General features: G+C 72.5%; 14 protein-coding genes and 1 pseudogene. 11 read left to right on the forward strand and 4 right to left on the reverse strand.

Annotated features, from left to right (window positions below):
* Positions 1–155 precede the first annotated feature (155 nt).
* The 5 genes from CR938_RS05770 to CR938_RS05790 all read left to right on the forward strand — a co-directional run bounded on the left by CR938_RS05770 (position 156) and on the right by CR938_RS05790 (position 3,775).
* A complete protein-coding gene (locus tag CR938_RS05770) occupies positions 156–446 on the forward strand; it encodes a LysM peptidoglycan-binding domain-containing protein (protein WP_162124085.1) in 291 nt (96 codons plus the stop codon).
* Between the two features lie 40 nt (positions 447–486).
* Positions 487–978: a hypothetical protein gene (locus CR938_RS05775; protein ID WP_162124086.1), complete on the forward strand. Its 492-nt coding sequence runs from the start codon at positions 487–489 to the stop codon at positions 976–978.
* A gap of 118 nt (positions 979–1,096) precedes the next feature.
* Complete coding sequence (locus tag CR938_RS05780; RefSeq protein ID WP_162124087.1) at positions 1,097–1,885, forward strand: rhomboid family intramembrane serine protease; 789 nt, start codon at positions 1,097–1,099, stop codon at positions 1,883–1,885.
* 78 nt (positions 1,886–1,963) lie between these two features.
* Entirely contained in the window at positions 1,964–2,710 is a 747-nt protein-coding gene (locus CR938_RS05785) for an acid phosphatase (protein ID WP_162124088.1), read from the forward strand.
* 39 nt (positions 2,711–2,749) lie between these two features.
* Complete coding sequence (locus CR938_RS05790) at positions 2,750–3,775, forward strand: TIGR00266 family protein (protein WP_162124089.1); 1,026 nt, start codon at positions 2,750–2,752, stop codon at positions 3,773–3,775.
* Between the two features lie 112 nt (positions 3,776–3,887).
* Here the strand turns inward: CR938_RS05790 and CR938_RS05795 are convergent, their stop codons facing one another.
* The gene (locus CR938_RS05795) at positions 3,888–4,244 is read right to left on the reverse strand and encodes a hypothetical protein (protein WP_162124084.1); all 357 of its coding nucleotides are present in this window, start codon (positions 4,242–4,244) and stop codon (positions 3,888–3,890) included.
* Positions 4,245–4,416: 172 nt separating this feature from the next.
* A pseudogene (locus tag CR938_RS05800) lies at positions 4,417–4,890 on the reverse strand (Lrp/AsnC family transcriptional regulator); the annotation flags it as partial.
* A gap of 132 nt (positions 4,891–5,022) precedes the next feature.
* Between CR938_RS05800 and phhA the strand changes: the two are divergent.
* The 3 genes from phhA to CR938_RS05815 all read left to right on the forward strand — a co-directional run bounded on the left by phhA (position 5,023) and on the right by CR938_RS05815 (position 9,400).
* Complete coding sequence (phhA, locus tag CR938_RS05805; protein ID WP_162124119.1) at positions 5,023–5,919, forward strand: phenylalanine 4-monooxygenase; 897 nt, start codon at positions 5,023–5,025, stop codon at positions 5,917–5,919.
* 64 nt (positions 5,920–5,983) lie between these two features.
* A complete protein-coding gene (locus CR938_RS05810) occupies positions 5,984–8,077 on the forward strand; it encodes a TonB-dependent receptor family protein (protein WP_162124090.1) in 2,094 nt (697 codons plus the stop codon).
* 123 nt (positions 8,078–8,200) lie between these two features.
* Positions 8,201–9,400, forward strand: coding sequence for an amino acid aminotransferase (locus tag CR938_RS05815; RefSeq protein WP_162124091.1), 1,200 nt, complete (start codon positions 8,201–8,203; stop codon positions 9,398–9,400).
* A 68-nt stretch (positions 9,401–9,468) separates the two neighbouring features.
* On the opposite strand, the gene CR938_RS05820 is transcribed toward CR938_RS05815, so the two are convergent.
* Positions 9,469–9,651 (reverse strand): hypothetical protein, encoded by a 183-nt coding sequence (locus tag CR938_RS05820; RefSeq protein WP_162124092.1) that lies wholly within the window; start codon positions 9,649–9,651, stop codon positions 9,469–9,471.
* Between the two features lie 153 nt (positions 9,652–9,804).
* Here CR938_RS05820 and ku point away from each other — a divergent pair, with 153 nt between their 5' ends.
* Positions 9,805–10,713 (forward strand): non-homologous end joining protein Ku, encoded by a 909-nt coding sequence (gene ku / locus CR938_RS05825; RefSeq protein WP_162124093.1) that lies wholly within the window; start codon positions 9,805–9,807, stop codon positions 10,711–10,713.
* 18 nt (positions 10,714–10,731) lie between these two features.
* On the opposite strand, the gene CR938_RS05830 is transcribed toward ku, so the two are convergent.
* Positions 10,732–11,751 carry a sugar kinase gene (locus tag CR938_RS05830; RefSeq protein WP_162124094.1) on the reverse strand — a complete coding sequence of 340 codons (1,020 nt, stop codon included), beginning with the start codon at positions 11,749–11,751 and terminating at the stop codon, positions 10,732–10,734.
* 277 nt (positions 11,752–12,028) lie between these two features.
* Between CR938_RS05830 and CR938_RS05835 the strand changes: the two genes are divergently transcribed.
* Complete coding sequence (locus CR938_RS05835) at positions 12,029–14,791, forward strand: TonB-dependent receptor (RefSeq protein ID WP_162124095.1); 2,763 nt, start codon at positions 12,029–12,031, stop codon at positions 14,789–14,791.
* 361 nt (positions 14,792–15,152) lie between these two features.
* Positions 15,153–18,965: a LamG-like jellyroll fold domain-containing protein gene (locus tag CR938_RS05840; RefSeq protein ID WP_162124096.1), complete on the forward strand. Its 3,813-nt coding sequence runs from the start codon at positions 15,153–15,155 to the stop codon at positions 18,963–18,965.
* Positions 18,966–18,972 lie beyond the last annotated feature (7 nt).

An 18,972-nucleotide genomic window follows, 5' to 3' on the forward strand; every position in this document is an offset into this window, starting at 1 on the left:
TAACAATTCATCGGCAAGTGGTGAAGGCTTTATTCCCGCCCGGCGCGAGCTGCGGCAGTGATCCCGCCGGGCGGGAATAAAGCCTTCACCACTTGCCGATGAATTGTTAACAGCGCCTGTGCCACGGTGGCCCCGACCTTCCACGGGGCCGGACCATGAGCACAGGCAACAAGCCCGACTTCTCCAACGTCCAGGGCGGCGCCAGCAGCACCGAAGCCGCGCGCCCGGATTTCTCCAACGTGCAGGGCGGCGTCCGCTCCACCGGGGAGGTGGCCGGCGAGCAGACCTGGGAAGTGCAGAAGGGCGACAGCCTGTCGAAGATCGCCAAGCGCTTCTACGGCGACGCCAATGCCTGGCCGCGCATCTTCGAGGCCAACCGCGACCAGATCAGCGACCCGGACCGCATCCATCCGGGCCAGGTGCTGCGCATCCCCCCGGCCGGCTGAGGCCGCGTCCGATCTTTCCCCGAATCCACGAGGCCCGCCGATGAACCACCGCACCCTCCTCATGCTCTCCACCGCCCTGGCCGCCGCGGTCACGCTGTCGGCCTGCAAGCGCGACCAGGAGCAGTCCGTCATGTCCCAACCGGACCCGGCGCCCGCACCGATGACCCCGGCCGAACCCGCGCCTGCCGCCGCCACGGCCAGCGTGGCCTCGGTGGACCTGGGCAACGCCGTGGGCACCGACAACCGGGTGACCGCGCCGACCACCACCTTCGCCCCCGGCGACACCATCTACGCCGCGGTCACCACCCGCACCGGCGATCCGAATGCGAGCGTGCCCGCGCGCCTGGCGGCGCGCTGGACCTACCAGGACGGGCAGGTCGTGCACGAGGAGGGCCAGGACCTGACCCTGGCCGGCGACGGTGTCACCACCTTCCAGATCAGCAAGCCCGACGGCTTCCCGGCCGGCCGCTACAGGGTCGAGATCTCCCTCGATGGCGCGGTGGTGGAAACCCGCGAGTTCGAGGTCCGCTGAACGGACTCTCCTGCCCTCTCTCCCAGCAGGGTGAGCACGCTTGGGCGCGGCACCGGCCGCGCCTTCTTTTTTGCGCCAGGGCCTTGATTCGGCGCGCGGCCGGCGCCATGCAGCGACCATGGACACTTCCCCGCACGCCACCCCGGAAGGGGGCGACGGGCGCCGCGACCTGCGCCGGGTCCTGCGCGCCTTCAACCTGAGCCTGGCCTTCGTGCTGGTGCTGCTGGCGGTGTTCTCCGCGCAGCCGGACCTGGACGTGCGCGCGCTTTCGGTCGGCCCGCGCGACCTGCACGGCTGGCTGGGTCTGCTCACCGCCCCGCTGCTGCACGGCTCGGTGCAGCACCTGGCGGCCAACGCCACCGCCATCCTGATCCTGGGCACCCTGGCCGGGGCCGTGTATCCGCGCACCACCCTGGCGGCGCTGCCGCTGCTGTGGCTGGGCTCGGGGCTGGGCGCCTGGCTGCTGGGCGAGCCGGGCAGCCACCACCTCGGCGCCAGCGGCCTGACCCACGGCCTGGGCTTCATGGTGTTCATGCTCGGCGTGCTGCGCCGCGACCGCGCCGCCCTCGCCGCGGGCATGATCGGCTTCCTGTTCTACGGCGGCATGCTGCTGACCGTGCTGCCCCACGAACCCGGCATCTCCTGGCAGTCGCATCTGGGCGGGGCGGTGGGCGGTGCCCTGGCCGCGCTGCTGTTCCGCCGCCTGGATCCGCTGCCGCCGCGCCCGCGCTACAGCTGGGAGGACGAGGAGGAGGACAGAACCGGCGCCGCCCGCACCGTCGGCGAGCGCGACGGCCTGGAGCCGCCCCCGCCGGAACAGGTGCCGGTGCTGTGGCAACGCCCGCCGGAACGGCGCGGCGTGGTGCTGGTGTTCCGTCCGCCGCGCCCGCGCCAGCCGCCGCGGTGAGGCAATGACGCACGGCAGGTCCATCCGCCCGCCTGCCTGCCTATAGTGGCCTGCACATTCCACCCCGAGGCCACCCGCATGACCCGACGCATCCCGCTGCCGCGCACGCTGCTTGCCGTGTGCCTGCTGGGCGCCGCGCTGGCGGCGCCGGCGCGCCAGGCTTCCCCGGACACCGGCTACCTGGCTGCCGAGGCCCTGCCGGACGGGGTGGCCCTGGTGCCACCGCCCCCGGCGCCGGGCAGCGCCGAGGAAGCACGTGACCAGGCCCACATGCAGGCGGCGCTGGCCCTGCGCGACAGGCCGCGTTTCGCCCAGGCGCGCCCCGACGCGGACCTGGATTTCCCGCAGGCGGCCGCCCTGTTCGAATGCGCCCTGGGCGTGCCGGTGGACGCGCAGCGCACCCCCGCCACGCTGCGCCTGCTGCAGCGCAGCCTGGTCGACGCGGCGCGCTCGACCCGCGGCGCCAAGCAGAAATACCAGCGGCCGCGCCCCTTCCTGGCCAACGGCGCGCCGACCTGCACGCCGGAGGAGGAGGCCTCGCTGCGCGACAGCGGCTCCTACCCGTCCGGCCACGCCGCGATCGGCTGGGCCTGGGCCCTGACCCTGGCCGCTGCCGCGCCGGAGCGCGGCGACGCACTGCTGGCGCGCGGGCGCGAGTTCGGCGACAGCCGCGTGGTGTGCAACGTGCACTGGCGCAGCGACGTGGAACAGGGCCAGGCGCTGGGCACGGCCACCTTCCTGCGCCTGCTGGCCGAGCCGGCGTTCCGCGCCGACCTGGAGGCTGCCACCACCGAGCTGGCCGCGCGGCGCCGTAACGCGCGCTAGACTCGCCTTCCTTCCCGCCCGCCATCCGAGGACGCCGCCATGAGCCTGTGGTACCTGCACGATCCGGCCGCCAACCGCCGCCTGGGCCCGATGGAGACCGAGGCCGCGCGCGCCGAGGTGGCGCGCATGCCCGGCCTGCTGGCCTGGCGCGAGGGCATGGCCGACTGGCTGCCGGCACGCAACATCGCCGAGCTGTGCGAAGGCACGCCCGCCGACCCGGCGGCCGGCCCGCCCCCGCTGCCGCGCAACGGCGGCCGCGGCCGCGCCGACGAGATCGAGTTCCGCATCCACGGCCAGGAGATGCAGTTCGTGGAGATCGAACTGGATCCGGGCGAGAGCGCCATCGCCGAGGCCGGCGCGCTGATGTTCAAGGACGCGGCCGTGCAGATGGACACCATCTTCGGCGACGGCTCGCACCGCGGCCAGGGTGGCGGCTTCATGGACAAGCTGCTGGCCGCCGGCAAGCGCGTGATCACCGGCGAGAGCCTGTTCACCACCATGTTCACCCACACCGGCAGCGGCAAGGCGAAGGTGGCCTTCGCCGCGCCCTATCCGGGCACGGTGCTGGCGATGAAGCTGGACGAGCACGGCGGCTGCATCATCTGCCAGAAGGACAGCTTCCTGGCCGGTGCGCGCGGCGTGCGGGTGGGCGTGCACCTCCAGCGCAGGATCCTCACCGGCCTGTTCGGCGGCGAGGGCTTCATCATGCAGAAGCTCGAGGGCGACGGCTGGGTGTTCATCCACGCCGGCGGCTGCGTGGTGGAGCGCGAGCTGGCCGCCGGCGAGCGCATCGACGTGGACACCGGCTGCGTGGTGGGCTACCACCCCAGCGTGAGCATGGACGTGCGCCCGGTGGGCGGCATCAAGAGCATGCTGTTCGGCGGGGAGGGCGTGTTCCTGGCCACCCTCACCGGCCCGGGCAAGGTGTGGCTGCAGTCGCTGCCGTTCTCGCGCCTGGCCGGCCGCATGCTGCAGGCCGCGCCGCAGGCCGGCGGCCAGAATCGCGGCGAAGGCTCGGTGCTGGGCGGCCTGGGCCGCATCCTCGACGGCGACAACCGCTTCTGACACCGCGCGGCGCGGCCGCCCCGCCCGCGCCGGCGTCATTGGCTCCCGTCGTCCTGCCCGCCGGGCGACGGGATCGCGCCACGCGTCTTGCTGCACCTGACCGGGCGAAGCGTCAGGCCGACGCGCGCCGTGCAAAGTCCAGGCGCGCGAGTGCCCAGCACGCCGGCACGGCCACCACCTGGCAGAACAGCCAGCTGCCCATGAGGGTATCCGGCCACGCCGCCGCCGGCCGCATGACGTCGCAGGCGGCAAGCGCCAGCATGACGGCGACAGGCGCCAGCACGATCAGGGCGGCACGCGCCGACCGGCCGAACGGACCGGCCCCGAGGCTGCGCATCAAGGCAAAGACGGCCGGCCAGCCATGCAGCAGCGCCAGCACGAAGCTGGCCGCCAGTGCCCGCGGCGACACCTGTCCCCCGAGGTCCACGGACTTGAGCCACCAGAGCGCCGCGAACAGCGCAAGGGACATCGGGGCAAGAACTGGAGCCTTCGGATCGCACATTGACCAGCCCGGGTTGCCTGGCGCCTGAATCACCACGCCCCATGGAGCAGTGTCGGTTTGAACGAATTGTCAGCCAAGCCCGCCGGACCGGGCCTTTCCCCGGCCGCGCGGGTACGTGTCCCGCCCGACCTCCCCCCCCCGCCGGCAACGGCAACCCCTTGAAGTCCTTGACCGTTCGCAGCACGAAGCTGGAGTTCACGTCGGCCACGCCCGAGGCGTTGAGCAGGCGGTCCAGCAGGAAGCGCGAGAAGTGCTCCAGGTCGCGCACGTACCCGTGCAGCAGGTAGTCCATGTCGCCGGTGAGCGCGTGGCAGGCCACCACCTCGTCCCACTCCTGCACGCCGGCCACGAAGCGTTCGACGCTGGGCGCGCCGTGCTTCTCCAGCTGCACACGCACGAAGGCCTGCAGGCCCAGGCCCAGCGCCTGCGGGTCCAGGCGCGCGGCATAGCCGGCGATCACCCCGGCCGCCTCCAGGCGCTGGATGCGGCGCAGGCAGGCCGAGGGCGAAAGGTTCACCCGCGCCGCCAGCTCGGCGTTGCTGATCCGCCCCTCGCGCTGCAGCAGGGCCAGCAGGCGCAAATCGGTGCGGTCGAGTGCGGCGATGGCGGCCATTTGTTGCCCCGCAACATGTAAAATGTGCAACAAGATTGCGCCCATGGCGGTGATCGGCGCAACTTTCGCAATCCCATTGCACGGCCTTGCCTCTAATCTCCGGTGGCACAGCCATCCGCAGAGGGCAACGCCATGGTCGAGGCCACCATCCCCCGCCGCGTCGAGCACCAGCAGACCGACAAGGGTTGCGTGCCGGTCTACACCACCGCCGTGGTCGAGCAGCCCTGGGACAGCTACAGCGCCGACGACCACCGCACCTGGGGCATCCTCTACACGCGCCAGCGCGGGCTGCTGGCCGGCCGCGCCTGCGAGGAGTTCCTGCGCGCGCAGGACGCCATGGGCATGGGCGCCGACGCGATCCCGAAGTTCAGCGAGCTCAACCGCACCCTGCAGGCGGCCACCGGCTGGACCCTGGTGGGCGTGGAGGGCCTGCTGCCGGAGCTGGACTTCTTCGAGCACCTGGCCCACCGCCGGTTCCCGGTGACCTGGTGGATCCGGCGCCCGGAGCAGATCGACTACATCGCCGAGCCGGACCTGTTCCACGACCTGTTCGGCCACGTGCCGCTGCTGATGGATCCGGTGTTCGCCGACTACATGCAGGCCTACGGCCGCGGCGGCCTGAAGGCGCACGCCATCGGCCCGGAGGCGCTGCAGAACCTGACCCGGCTGTACTGGTACACGGTGGAGTTCGGCCTGGTCCGCCAGGGCGGCGGGCTGCGCATCTACGGCGCCGGCATCGTCTCCTCGGCCGGCGAGTCGCGCTACTGCCTGGAGTCGGACGCGCCCAACCGGATCGGCTTCGACCTGGAGCGGATCATGCGCACCCGCTACCGGATCGACACCTACCAGAAGACCTACTTCGTCATCGACAGCTTCGAGCAGCTGATGACGGCCACCGCCGCGGACTTCACCCCGATCTACGCGCGCCTGGCGGACCAGCCTGCCATCCCCGCCGGCGCGGTGCTGGAGGGCGACACCGTGATCCACCGCGGCAGCGGCGAAGGCTGGACCGACGGCGGCGACGTCTGATCCCGCCGCCGGCCGGCCACCTCCGGCACTGGCAACACGGGCGGCAGTCCGTACACTGCCGGCCATGCGTTCCCCCCGCGCATCCCTGCTGGCCCCCGGCATCTGCGCCGTGCTCCTGGCATGGCCGGCGCGGGCCGCCGAGGTCACGCCGCTGCCGGGCGTGGTGGTGACCGCGCGGGTGGAATCGGTGCCCGCCTTCGAGCTGCCGGCCGCGCTGGACGTGATCGACCTGCGCGAGGACAACCGCGCCCGCGCCGACCTGGCCGAGGCGCTGGGTGGCGTGCCCGGCCTGCTGGCGCGCGAGCGGCAGAACCGCGCCCAGGACACCCAGCTGTCGATCCGCGGCTTCGGCGCGCGCGCCACCTTCGGCGTGCGCGGCGTGCGCCTGTACGCCGACGGCATCCCCGCGACCCTGCCCGACGGCCAGGGCCAGCTGTCGCACTTCGCCCTGGCCGCGGCCGAGCGGGTGGAAGTGATGCGCGGCCCGTTCTCGGCCCTGTACGGCAATTCCTCCGGCGGCGTGGTGCAGGTGTGGAGCGCCGACGGCGGCGGGGAGACGGAGCTGGCCCTGCGCGGCGTGGCCGCGCGCTACGGCCTGCGCAACGCCAGCGCCAGCCTGCGCGGCAGCGCCGCCGGCACCGGCTACCACCTGGCCCTGGCCCGTCTGGACGGCGACGGCTACCGCGCGCATTCGGCCGCGCGCCGCACCTGGGGCAACCTCAAGCTGCATCGCGACCTGCCCGGCGGCGGCCGCCTGGATCTGGTGGCCAACCGCTTCGACGCGCCCGACGCGCAGGACCCGCTGGGGCTGGACGCCGCCCAGCTGCGCGCCAATCCGCGCCAGGCCGCGGCACCCGCCTGGCAGTACGACACCCGCAAGTCGGTGCGCCAGGCCCAGGCCGGCCTGGCCTGGCGGCAGCCGCTGGGCGCGGCCACCACCCCGCGCGCCAGCGTGTACGCCGGGCAGCGCGCGGTGGAGCAGTTCCTGGCCGTGCCGGTGGCGGCGCAGGCCAATCCGCTCAACGGCGGTGGCGTGGTGGACCTGGACGGCGGCCATGGCGGCGGCGACGTGCGCGCCACCTGGCAGGACGGCGAGGGCCGCTTCGAGCTGACTGCGGGGCTGGCCCACGAGCGCCAGCGCCAGCACCGCCGCGGCTTCGAGAACTTCCGCGGCGACGAGCCTGGCGTGCGCGGCGCCCGGCGCCGCGACCAGCACGACACTGTGCGCGCCAGCGACGGGTACCTGCAGGCCTGGTGGAAGTTCGCCCCGGCCTGGGCGCTGCAGCTGGGCGCGCGCCACAGCACGGTGCGTTTCCGCTCGCAGGACCACTACGTCACCGCGGCCAACCCCGACGACAGCGGCCGGGTGGAATACCGGCAGACCACCCCGGTGGCCGGCCTGGTGTTCGCCCCGCACGCGGACCTGCGCCTGTACCTGGCCGCCGGGCGCGGCTTCGAGACCCCGACCCTCAACGAGCTGGCCTACCGCGCCGACGGCGGCGCCGGCCTGGCCCTGGACCTGGCTCCCGCGGTCAGCCGCAACCTGGAGCTGGGCGGCAAGTGGCGCGGCGCCGGCGGGGCGCGGCTGGAGGCGGCGCTGTTCCGCGCCGACACCGACGACGAGCTGGCCGTGGCCGCCAACACCGGCGGGCGCAGCGCCTCCCACAACGTCGGCCGCGCCCGCCGCCAGGGTGCGGAGCTGGCCGCGCAGCTGCCGCTGGCGCCCGGCTGGTCGCTGCAGCTGGCCGCCACCTGGCTGGACGCGCGCTTCCGCGACGGCTTCTGCACCGGTCCCTGCGCGCCGGCCACACGGGTGGCGCCCGGCACCCGCATCCCCGGCGTGCCACGACGCCAGGCCTGGGCACGGCTGCAGTGGCAGGGCCAGCGCTGGGAAGCCGCGGCCGAGGCACAGGGCCTGGGCGAGGTCACGGTGGACGACCGCGGCAGCGCACGGGCGCCGGGCCACGGCCTGCTGCACCTGGAGCTGGCCCGCCGCTGGGAGCTGGGCGGGGACGGCCACCTGCGCGGCTTCGCCCGCCTGGACAACGCGCTGGACCGGGCCCACGTGGGTTCGGTGATCGTCAACGAGGGCAACGGCCGCTACTACGAGCCCGGCCTGGGCCGCAGCCTGCTGCTGGGCCTGGAATGGCGGCACTGAGCCGGCGCGGTCGCCGCTGAAACGGTCGAGACGGCGCGGGCGGCCTGCTACGATGGCGGGGTTTGTGCGCGCCCGCGTGGCGGCGCGGTTTTTCCGGATCCCCCACTACAGCAGAGCCTGGCCGTGTCCTTCTTCTCCGACGTCGAACTGGTCCCCGGCGACCCGATCCTGGGCCTGACCGAGGCGTACAACGCCGATCCCCGCCCCACCAAGGTCAACCTGGGCGTGGGCATCTACTACGACGAGCAGGGCCGCATCCCGCTGCTGAAAGCGGTGCAGCAGGTGGAGCAGGCGCTGGCCGCCAGCGCGCGCCCGCGCGGCTACCTGCCGATCGACGGCCTGCCGGCCTACACCCAGGCCACGCGCGAGCTGCTGTTCGGCAAGGACTCGCCGCTGCTGGCCGCCGGCCGCGTGGCCACCACCCAGACCGTGGGCGGCTCGGGCGCGCTGCGCGTGGGCGCCGAGCTGCTGCGCAAGGTGCTGCCGCACGCCACCGTGGCCCTGAGCAACCCGAGCTGGGAGAACCACCGCGCGGTGTTCACCGCCGCCGGCTTCCAGGTGCTGGACTATGCCTATTTCGACCCGTCCACCCACGGCGTGGACTTCGCCGGCATGCTGGCCGACCTGCGCAAGCTGCAGCCGGGCACCGTGGTGCTGCTGCACGCCTGCTGCCACAACCCCACCGGCGCCGACCTGACCCTGGAGCAGTGGCGGCATGTGGCGCAGCTGCTGAAGGAGCGGCAGCTGTTCCCGTTCATCGACATGGCCTACCAGGGCTTCGACAAGGGCATCGCCGAGGATGCGCAGGCCATCGGCGTGATGGTCGAGGCCGGCATCGACACCTTCGTGGTGGCCAGCTCGTACTCCAAGTCGTTCTCGCTGTACGGCGAACGCGTGGGCGCGCTGAGCGTGGTGGCGGCCACCGCCGACCAGGCCAGGGCGGTGCAGTCGCAGATCAAGCGCATCATCCGCACCATCTACTCCAGCCCGTCCGCGCACGGCGCGGCGCTGGTCTCCGGCGTGCTGACCAGCCCCGAGCTGCGCGCGCTGTGGGAGGACGAGCTGCGGCAGATGCGCGAGCGCATTCACGCCCTGCGCGGCGGCCTGGTGGCCAAGCTGGCCGAGCTGGGCCGGCCGGAGTTCGGCTTCATCTCCAGGCAGGCCGGCATGTTCTCCTACTCCGGCCTGAGCCGGGAGCAGGTGGACCGCCTGCGCGAGGAGTACGGCATCTACGCCGTGGGCACCGGCCGCATCTGCGTGGCCGCGCTGAACCAGGGCAATTTGGAGTACGTGGCCCGCGCCATCGCCGCGGTCAGCGGCTGAGCCCGGACGCCCGGGCAGCCGGACACGAAGGCCCCGCGACGCGGGGCCTTCGCTTTTCCGCGCGGGGACTACTCGGGCACCCTGGCCGGGACGAAGGGCGAGACCGGGTCGGAGGCCGGGAAGGTCTCCTCCAGCGCCTCGTCCTGGTTGAGGTCCTCGTGGTGCTTGCGCCGGCGCTCCTGGCCCGGCGTGGCCGGCGCCTCCCGGGACGTGCCCGGCGGCGGCGGATCCTTGCGGTCGCGTTCGGCCATGTCGCTGACTCCTCTGCCGGTGGGCCTGGCGCCATGCTGGCGCCGGCGGCGGGAAGGCGGCGTGAGAACCGGGTAAGCCGCCGGTGAGGGCCGCTCACGGCCGCCCCACGGCCCCCGTGCCAGGGTGGAGATTCCCCATCCGAGGCCGCGCCCATGCCCCGCCCGATCTGGACCGGCACCCTGTCCTTCGGCCTGCTCAACGTGCCGGTGTCGCTGATGCCCGGCGAGCGGCGCACCGACCTGCACTTCCGCATGCTCGACTCGCGCGACCGCAAGCCGGTGCGCTACGAGCGGGTCAACGCCGAGACCGGCGAGGAAGTGCCGTGGAAGGACGTGGTCAAGGCCTTCGAGTACGACAAGGGCAGCTACGTCGTGCTCGAGGAGGACGACATCAAGGCCGCCGCACCGGAGAGCCACGAGACGGTGGAGGTGGAGACCTTCGTGGACGCGGCGGACATCGACCCGCGCTTCTTCGAGAAGCCCTACGTGCTGGTGCCGGCGAAGAAGGCGGAGAAGGGCTACGTGCTGCTGCGCGAGACCCTGCGCGGCAGCAACCGGGTGGGCATCGCGCGTGTGGTGATCCGCACCCGCGAGTACCTGGCCGCGGTGCTGCCGCACGGCGACGCACTGGTGCTGGAACTGCTGCGCTACCCGCAGGAGCTGGTGGATCCGGCCGAGTACCGCCTGCCGGAGGGCAAGCCAGCGGACTACCGGATCAGCGCCAGGGAACTGCAGATGGCCGAGCAGCTGATCGACTCCATGGCCGGGCGCTGGCAGCCGGACGACTACCGCGACGAGTTCCGCGAGCGCCTGCAGGCCATCATCCGCAAGCGCATCCGCGGCAAGGCCGGCACCACCCGGGTGGAGGAGGAGGACGCGCCGGCCGAGGAGGCCACCAACGTGGTGGACTTCATGGCCCTGCTGCAGCAGAGCCTGGAGGCCAAGAAGCGCACGCCGGCGAAGAAGGCCGCGGCCAAGAAGGCCCCGGCGAAGAAGGCCGCGAAGAAGGCGCCCGCGCGCAAGGCGGCCAGGAAGGCCCCGGCCCGGCGCAAGGCCGGCTGAAGCCCGGCGTGCGGCGGTTCAGCGCTTCACGTCGAAGCGGCCCTCGCCCATCAGCGCCTCGACCTCGGCCTCGGAGGCCAGGCTGAAGTCGCCCGGGATCGCGTGCTTGAGGCAGCCGGCGGCCAGGCCGAAGCGGATGGTGCGCTCCGGCGCCCAGCCGCGGATGAGCCCGTGCAGCACGCCGGCGGCGAAGGCGTCGCCGCCGCCGATGCGGTCCACGATCGGGCCGACCTCCAGCGCCGGGGCCAGCGCGACGGCACCGTCGCGCCCGACCAGCACGCCGGCCAGGGCGTGGTGGTCCACGTTGCGCGGGGTGCGCAGGGTGCAGGCCATCCAGCGCAGGTGCGGGAAGGCGGCGAAGGCATCGGCCGCGGCGGCCCGCACCCGCTCCAGCGCCTCCGCCTGCGGGTACTGCCCGCCCAGCACCACGCCCATGTCGCGGTGGTCGGCGAACAGCACATCGGCCTGGCCCATCAGCCCGCGCAGGATGGTTGGCGCGTCGCCGTTCCAGGCCTGCCACAGGCTCGGGCGGAAGTTGCCGTCGAAGGACACCTTCACTCCGGCCGCGCGCGCGGCGCGGGCGGCGGCCAGCGCCGCGGCGGCGGTGTTGGCGCCCAGCGCCGGGGTCACGCCGGACAGGTGCAGCCAGTCGGCGCCGGCCAGCAGGCCGGGCCAGTCGTAGGCGTCGGCCGCGGCCAGGGCGAAGGCCGAGCCGGCGCGGTCGTACAGCACCTCGGCCGGGCGCTGCGCCGCGCCCGGTGCCAGGAAGTACAGGCCCATGCGCCCGGGCACCTTGCGCACCCCCGCGGTGTCCAGGCCGTGGCGGCGCAGCTCACCGGCCACCGCCTCGCCCAGCGCGTTGTCGGCCACCGTGCTGACCATGGCCACGTGGTGGCCGAAGCGGGCCAGCGACACCCCGACGTTGGCCTCGGCGCCGCCCACGCACACTTCCAGCTGCGGCCGCTGCAGCAGCTTCTCGCGGCCGGGCGCGCTCAGGCGCAGCAGCAGCTCACCGAAACAGACGACACGCGCGGACATGGGTTCTCCTGTGGTTGGGGCGGCAGGTTCCCGGCGGGAGCGGCCATGGTGGCACGGCGCCGCGCCCGCCGGGCGCCGGATGGCCAGCGGTGTCATTCTAGCTTCGGCCCGGCGCCGCAGGCCCCCGCGGGCATGTGAACGCTAACATCTTCAATGTGTTGCAGCGCAAGATGCTGCGCCGCGCACGGCGGTGTTAGCGTTTCCTTTGACCAGCGGTGTCATGCCGCGTGGCCCTGTTTGCATCGCTCCAACAGATCAGCAGCCCTCGGGAGGGGATATGCACACTCGCAGTAACCGCCGCAAGACACCGGTTACCTTGCTGGCCGCGTCGATCGGCCTGGCGTTGTACGCGCCCGCGTTCGCCCAGGATTCCCAGGATCCGCAGGGGTCCGGACAGGGCGGGGAGGCGGTCGAACTGGAGGCCGTGGTGGTTACCGGCTACCGCGCCAGCCTGGAGCGCGCCATCGACATCAAGCGCGGCGAGGCCGGCGTGGTCGACGCCATCGTCGCCGAGGACGTGGGCAAGTTCCCCGACCTCAACCTGGCCGAATCGCTGCAACGCATCCCCGGCGTGGTGATCACCCGCGACGCCGGCGAAGGCCGCAACATCTCGGTGCGCGGCCTGGGTCCGGACTTCACCCGCGTGCGCATCAATGGCATGGAGGCGCTGACCACGGTCAACTCCTCCGACCAGAACGGCGGCACCAATCGCAGCCGCGGGTTCGACTTCAACGTGTTCGCGTCGGACCTGTTCCAGCAGATGATCGTGCGCAAGACCGCCTCGGCCGAGGTGGACGAGGGTTCGCTGGGCGCGACCGTGGACCTGCGCACCGCCCGCCCGTTCGACTACGACGGCCTGACCGTGGCCGCCAGCGGCCAGGTCAGCTACGGCGACATGGGCGGCGACGCCGACCCGCGCGTGGCCGCGCTGGTGTCCAACACCTGGGCCGACGGCCGCTTCGGCGCCCTGCTGTCGGTGGCCTACTCGGAGAAGACCACGCTCGAGGAAGGCACCGGCTCCGGCCGCTGGGCCAACGGCACCAGCAACGGCGGCTTCAACCCGGCCTCGACCTTCACCGACGCCATGCGCGCCGACGTGTTCCATCCGCGCTTCCCGCGCTACACCTGGATGGAGCACGACCAGAAGCGCACCGGCGTGACCGGCGCCCTGCAGTTCAAGCCGGGCGACGACACCGAAATCACCCTGGAAGGCCTGTACTCTAAGATCGACGCCACCCGCCGCGAGCACTACATCGAGGCCATCTCCTTCAGCCGCGGCGCCTCGCAGGGCGGCAAGCCGGAGACCATCGTCCGCGACGGCTACGTCGACCCGGCCACCGGCGCCCTGCTGTACGGCCAGTTCGACAACGTCGACGTGCGCGCCGAGCACCGCTACGACGAGTGGGACACGGTGTTCAAGCAGATCGGCCTGAACCTGACCCACGACTTCACCGACGCGTTCACCGTCAACGCCAAGGTCGGCACGTCCTCGTCCGAGCACCAGAACCCGGTGCAGACGACGATCATGATGGACAAGCTCAACGTCGGCGGCTACAGCTACGACTACCGCGGCAACAAGTGGGCGCCGGTGCTCAACTACGGCATCGACCCCAACGACCCGAACGGCTGGACGCTGTCCACCATCCGCATGCGCCAGAACCGGGTGGACAACGACTTCGACGTCGGCCAGGTGGACTTCAACTGGGCCCTCAGCCCCGGCTTCCGCCTGAAGGGCGGCGTGCAGGCCAAGGACTACTCCTTCGACTCGAAGGAGTGGCGCCGCACCGCCAACGAGGCCATCGTCCCGGCGTTCCCGGGCGGCGACGCCACCGTGCCGGCCGAGTACGTGCAGCAGGCGCGCCTGAAGGGCGTGAAGGGCTCGCCGGGTGCCTGGGTGGTGCCGGACTTCGATGCCATCGCCGACCTGTTCGACATCTTCAGCGGCCAGGGCACCTTCGAGCTGAGCCCGTACGCGGCCAGCACCCGCAGCGTCGAGGAAAAGGACCGCGGCGTGTGGGTGCAGGGCGAGTTCTCGGTGGACCTGGGCCCGATCCCGCTTTCGGGCAACTTCGGCGTGCGCCACGTCAAGACCAAGCAGCGCTCCAGCGGTGTGGCCACCATCGCCGGCACTCCGACCACGCTCACCGTCGAGCGCGAGTACAGCGACACCCTGCCGGCGATGAACCTGGTGGCGGAGATCACCCCGGACTTCCTGCTGCGTCTGGGCGCGGCCAAGGTGATGACCCGTCCGGGCCTGGGCAGCCTGACCCCGGGCGTGACCGTCAGCGTCAGCGGCGGCTCGCGCAACGTCAGCGGCGGCAACCCGAACCTGGATCCGATCCGCGCCAAGACCTACGACCTGAGCGCCGAGTGGTACTTCCAGGACGGCGCCATGGCCAGCGTGGGCCTGTTCCTGAAGGACATCGACAGCTTCGTCCAGACCACCCGCGAGGTGCGGCCGTTCTACACCAGCGGCCTGCCGGCCAGCATCGCCGAGTCCTTCGGCGTCAGCGCCAACGACGACTTCGTGTTCTCGGTGCCGGTCAACACCCCGGGCGGCGACCTGAAGGGCGTGGAGGCCAACTACGTCCAGCCCTTCACCTTCCTGCCAGGCTTCTGGAGCAACTTCGGCGTCCAGCTGAACTACACCTGGGTGGACTCGAAGATCCAGTACCTGACCTCCTCGGGCGCGCTGTCGTACAAGACCGACCTGACCGGCCTGTCGCGCCATTCGTGGAACGCCACCCTGTTCTACGAGGGCGAGAAGTTCTCCGGCCGCATCTCGGCGACCAACCGCGACGACTACCTGATCCAGGTGCCGGCGACCGAGGCGGGCTTCGACGTACACGGCCAGACCGGCACCACCTACGTGGACATGTCGCTGCGCTACAAGCTCAGCGAGCAGCTGGAGCTGAGCCTGGAGGGCATCAACCTGACCAACGAGCCGCAGCAGTCCTGGGTCGGCTCGGCCTGGCAGCTGCCGCTGGACTACAGCGAGACCGGCCGCCATTACCTGCTGGGCCTGCGCTACAAGTTCTGATCCGGTAGGATCGTGTGCCCGGAGCCGGGGCGGATGCCGCCCCGGCTTTTTTTCATCCCGTACGCGGCCCGGCTGCTGCGGCGCAAGATGCCGGGGCCGGGCCGGCGTTGCTACCTTTGCTTTGACCATCGGTGTCATCCGCGCCCGGCGCCCGCCGCGGCCCGGACCGGCACCGCCATCCGCCCTGGGGGACAGGTCACCGCATGCGAGGCAGGCACCACGCCCGGAAAGACACCGGTTACCTCGCCGGCCTGCGGCCGGCGGCCGCAGCCCTCCCCGTCCCGGCCGGCGCTGCCGGCACCTCCCCGCGTTCTGGCATGTTCCGGACCGGGCCCGACCTTCCGCTGCCGTCACCACCACGATGAAGATCCGCCGCCTCCTGCCCGTTTCCGTCCTGGCCGCCTGCCTGGGGCTGGCGCCCGCCGCGCACGCCGGCGAACCGGAACTGCTGTTCCGGGTCTCGGCCGACGCCGGCTTCGTCGCCGACCACGCCGTCGGCGATCCGGTGCCCAACTTCCAGGACAAGGTGCGGATCGTCCCCACCGGGGTGAAGGGCGGAGCCATCGAATGGGCCGACGACGGGGTGCTGGCCTGGAACGCGCCGGGCAACATCCAGGCCCAGCGCGGCACCCTGGCCTTCTTCTGGCGGCCGCGCTACCCGGCGGGCGAGGCGCCGTTCGTGATCTTCCGCGTCGGCTACGGTGACCACAGCAGCTGGGACATGGCCTGGCTGCGGATCGACTGGAACGGCCACGGCTTCGACGCCTTCGTCACCGATGCCAACCTGGCGCGCACCCGGGTCTCGTTCCGCATGGAGCGCACGCCCGGCCCGCAGGACTGGGTCCACCTGGCCTTCGCCTGGGACGAAACCGCCGGCGTGCGCCTGTACGTGGACGGACGCGAGGTGGCGCGCGTGGACGCCGGCCCGGTGCCGTTCGACTACGACGCCGCACTGGACCAGTTGGGCCTGGCCGGCCGGGTGCTGGCGCCCTACCAGGTGCAGAGCCGCTACAACTTCCTGCGCGGCAGCGACTTCGACGAGATCCGCGTGTACGACCGCATGCTGCGCCCGGCCGCGGTGGCGGCGCTGGCGCGCGGCCAGGAACCGCCGCGCGACGGCGGCGAGGACCTGCCGGCGGCGCGCCGCCGCGCCGCCTGGCTGCACCGCCACGGCTGGGACCACGCCGCCCCGCCGGCGCTGGAGGCGCCGGTGACCACCATCCGCAAGCTCGAGTTCGCCGACGTGCGCGACAAGAAGCAGTGGATGTGGAAGGGCACCGACGGCATCCCCGAGACCACCTGGCCGGGCGTGTACAACCGCTCGCGCCTGCCGGGGCGCAACGACTACTTCCAGCTGCCGGACTGGAACACCTATGCCGAGGGCGGCTGGAACCTGGACCTGGCCCTGCCCGACGAGCCCTGGAACCGCGTCGAGATCCGCGGCGCCGCCTGGGGCCAAGCCAGCGCCGGCCCCTCGGCCGGGGCGCTGGAGCCGCTGTTCACCCGGCCGCAGGGCGTGGTGCGCAGCGTGCACACCTTCGGCGAGCGCCACGGCGGCCACCTGCGCTTCTCCAACGCCGAGCAGGAGACGCCGATCCAGGAGATCTGGGCCTACCACGTCAGCGACGCGCCCGAGCCGGAGGGCACGGTCAAGCAGCGCTACCTGGTGGACAGCCGGGTGCTGCCGGACTACGGCAACGTGCAGGGGCTGCTGGACTACATCCGCGGCCGCTACCCGGAAGGCGAGCGCAGCACGGTGATGGCCCTGCCGCGCGGCGCCGGGTCGCGCCGGCGCGACCCGGCCAGCCTGCCGGCCGATCCGGACCCCATCGTGCACATCCTGGTCCCGTCCGGCGTGGGCGACGCGCCGCCGGCGCAGCCGCTGATCCGCAGCTGGGCCTACAGCTGGGAGAACATGCACGACGGCCTGGACGGCATCGCCCTGGACATCCCCGCGCTGGACCTGCCGGCCACCCACGACGGGCTGATCCCGCTCAACATCCGGGTCAAGGACCCGATCTGGCCGGCGCGCGACATGATCGACGTGTCGGTGTCGGTGCGCCCGGGCCAGGCCCGCACGGTGTACCTGGACCTGCGCGACCGCATCCTCACCGCCGACAGCCTGTGGATCAGCGTGGCCAGCGCCGCGCCCGGCTTCAACGCCGCCTCGCTGGACGGCGCCGAGGTGCGCCTGGTGTTCAAGGCGCGCGAGGAGGCGAAGCGGGAGCACCTGGCCGACCGCTTCAACCAGGTGCGCGACAACTGGGGCTTCCTGGTCGAGGAGCACACCACCTCCAAGCGCCAGCGCCTGTACGCGCGGGTGTACGCCGACATCTCCGACCTGCTGCGGGTGGACCCGGACCACGAGCTGGGCCGCCTGTACTGGACCTACATCAGCTACGCCAGCCAGGGCCGGCCCCCGTTCAAGCAGCCCGAGCCGCCCAAGGGCGTGCCGCTGTGGGCCTTCCGCCAGCTGGAGGACCTGAAGTACGTGCGCCGCTTCGTGCAGTGGTGGATCGAGCAGCGCCAGGTCGAGTACGGCGACTTCGGCGGCGGCATCTCCGACGACAGCGACCTGGTGCAGCAGTGGCCGGGCCTGGCACTGATGGGCGTGATGCCGGACCGGATCAACGCCTCGCTGACCGCGCTGGCCGAGGCGGTGTACCGCAACGGCATGTTCACCGATGGCCTGAGCACCATCGAGACCGACGAGCTGCACGCCTACGAGGAGGGCATCAACTCCAACAGCGCGATGCTCTACCTCAACTGGGGCGACCCGCTCACGGTCGAGCGGCTGATGGAGACGGTCAGGGCCTTCGACGAGCGCATCATCCTGCCCAACCCGCAGGGCTACCTGCTGTTCTCCAGCAACTGGTTCGGCGGCCGCAAGGTCTACCGCGAGCCCAACTGGCAGTGGCAGAAGCCGTACTCGTTCCCGGCCCTGCACCCGGCCTTCCTGGTGGGCGCCTGGAATGCCGACCCCACCGGCCGCAAGCTGGTGGTGGGCCTGGCCGACGGCTACCTGGCCCACGCCTACACCGCCGAGGACGGGCAGTGGGTGCTGCCCAACGAGATCCACTGGGCCACCGGCCAGGTGCGCGGCGGCGAGCTCAACAAGGGCTCCGGCGCGCCGGACGTGATGCACCTGTTCTGGGCGGCCTGGCGCTGGACGGGCGACGCCAGGTACCTGCGGGCGCTGGACTACCGCGTGGCCCGCGGCGGCCCGGCGGCACTGTCCAACCTGGGCGAGAACTTCGTGCAGGTGCTCGGCCGCGAGCATGACTGGGGCCGGGCCCTGGTCGAGGCCGCCGACCAGGGCAGCATCGGCTTCCCCAGCGTGGTGGCCTGGCAGCTGACCGGCGACCGCCGCTACCTGGAGGAACTGCACGCCGAGGGCATCCAGGCCAAGGCCCAGCGCGAGTACATGAACACCGAGGGCCACTGGTGGTCCGACCGGGTGGAGGCGCCTTCGGAGTTCCTGCAGCGCGTGCGCCTGGGCGGCATCGCCCTCAAGCGCAACCAGAGCTGGCCGGGCCACACGGTCAGCTGGCGCTTCGACCGCGACGAGGCGGCCGAGCAGGTGGCGCTGCTGGTGGACGCGCCCTCGCGCGAGCGCTTCACCGTCACCGCGTTCAACACCGCCGCCCGCAAGGTCGCCGCGCACATGACCACCTGGAATGTGGCGCCCGGCCTGTGGCGCCTGCGCAGCGGGGTGGACCGCGACGGCGACGGCCGCATCGACGGCAAGGCCAGCGAGCGCACCCTGCGCCTGGAGAAGAGCCTGTCCACGGAGCTGGTGTTCGCGCCCGGCCGCCACACGGTGTTCGAGTTCGAGCTGGTGGAGCCGGGCACGCCGGTGGAGACGCGCCCGGACCTGGGCATCGGCCGCGGCGACGTGTGCGTGGACGGCGACGAGGTCGAGGTGACCGTGCACAGCCTGGGCCACGTGGCCACGCCACCCGGCCACGCGGTGCTGGAGGACGCGCGCGGCCGCGAGCTGGCGCGGGTGGCGGTGCCGCCGCTGCCGGCGCCCACCGACCTGCGGCCGAAGACCGTGCAGGTGCGCCTGCCGCTGGGCGGGCGCGATCCGGCCGGCCTGCAGGTGCGCGTGGCCCTGGACGACGGCAGCGAGGAGATCACCCTGCTCAACAACCGGCGCGCGGTGCAGCCGTGAGCGCCCC

The organism is Pseudoxanthomonas taiwanensis, assembly GCF_010093135.1.
Classification (GTDB): domain Bacteria; phylum Pseudomonadota; class Gammaproteobacteria; order Xanthomonadales; family Xanthomonadaceae; genus Pseudoxanthomonas; species Pseudoxanthomonas taiwanensis.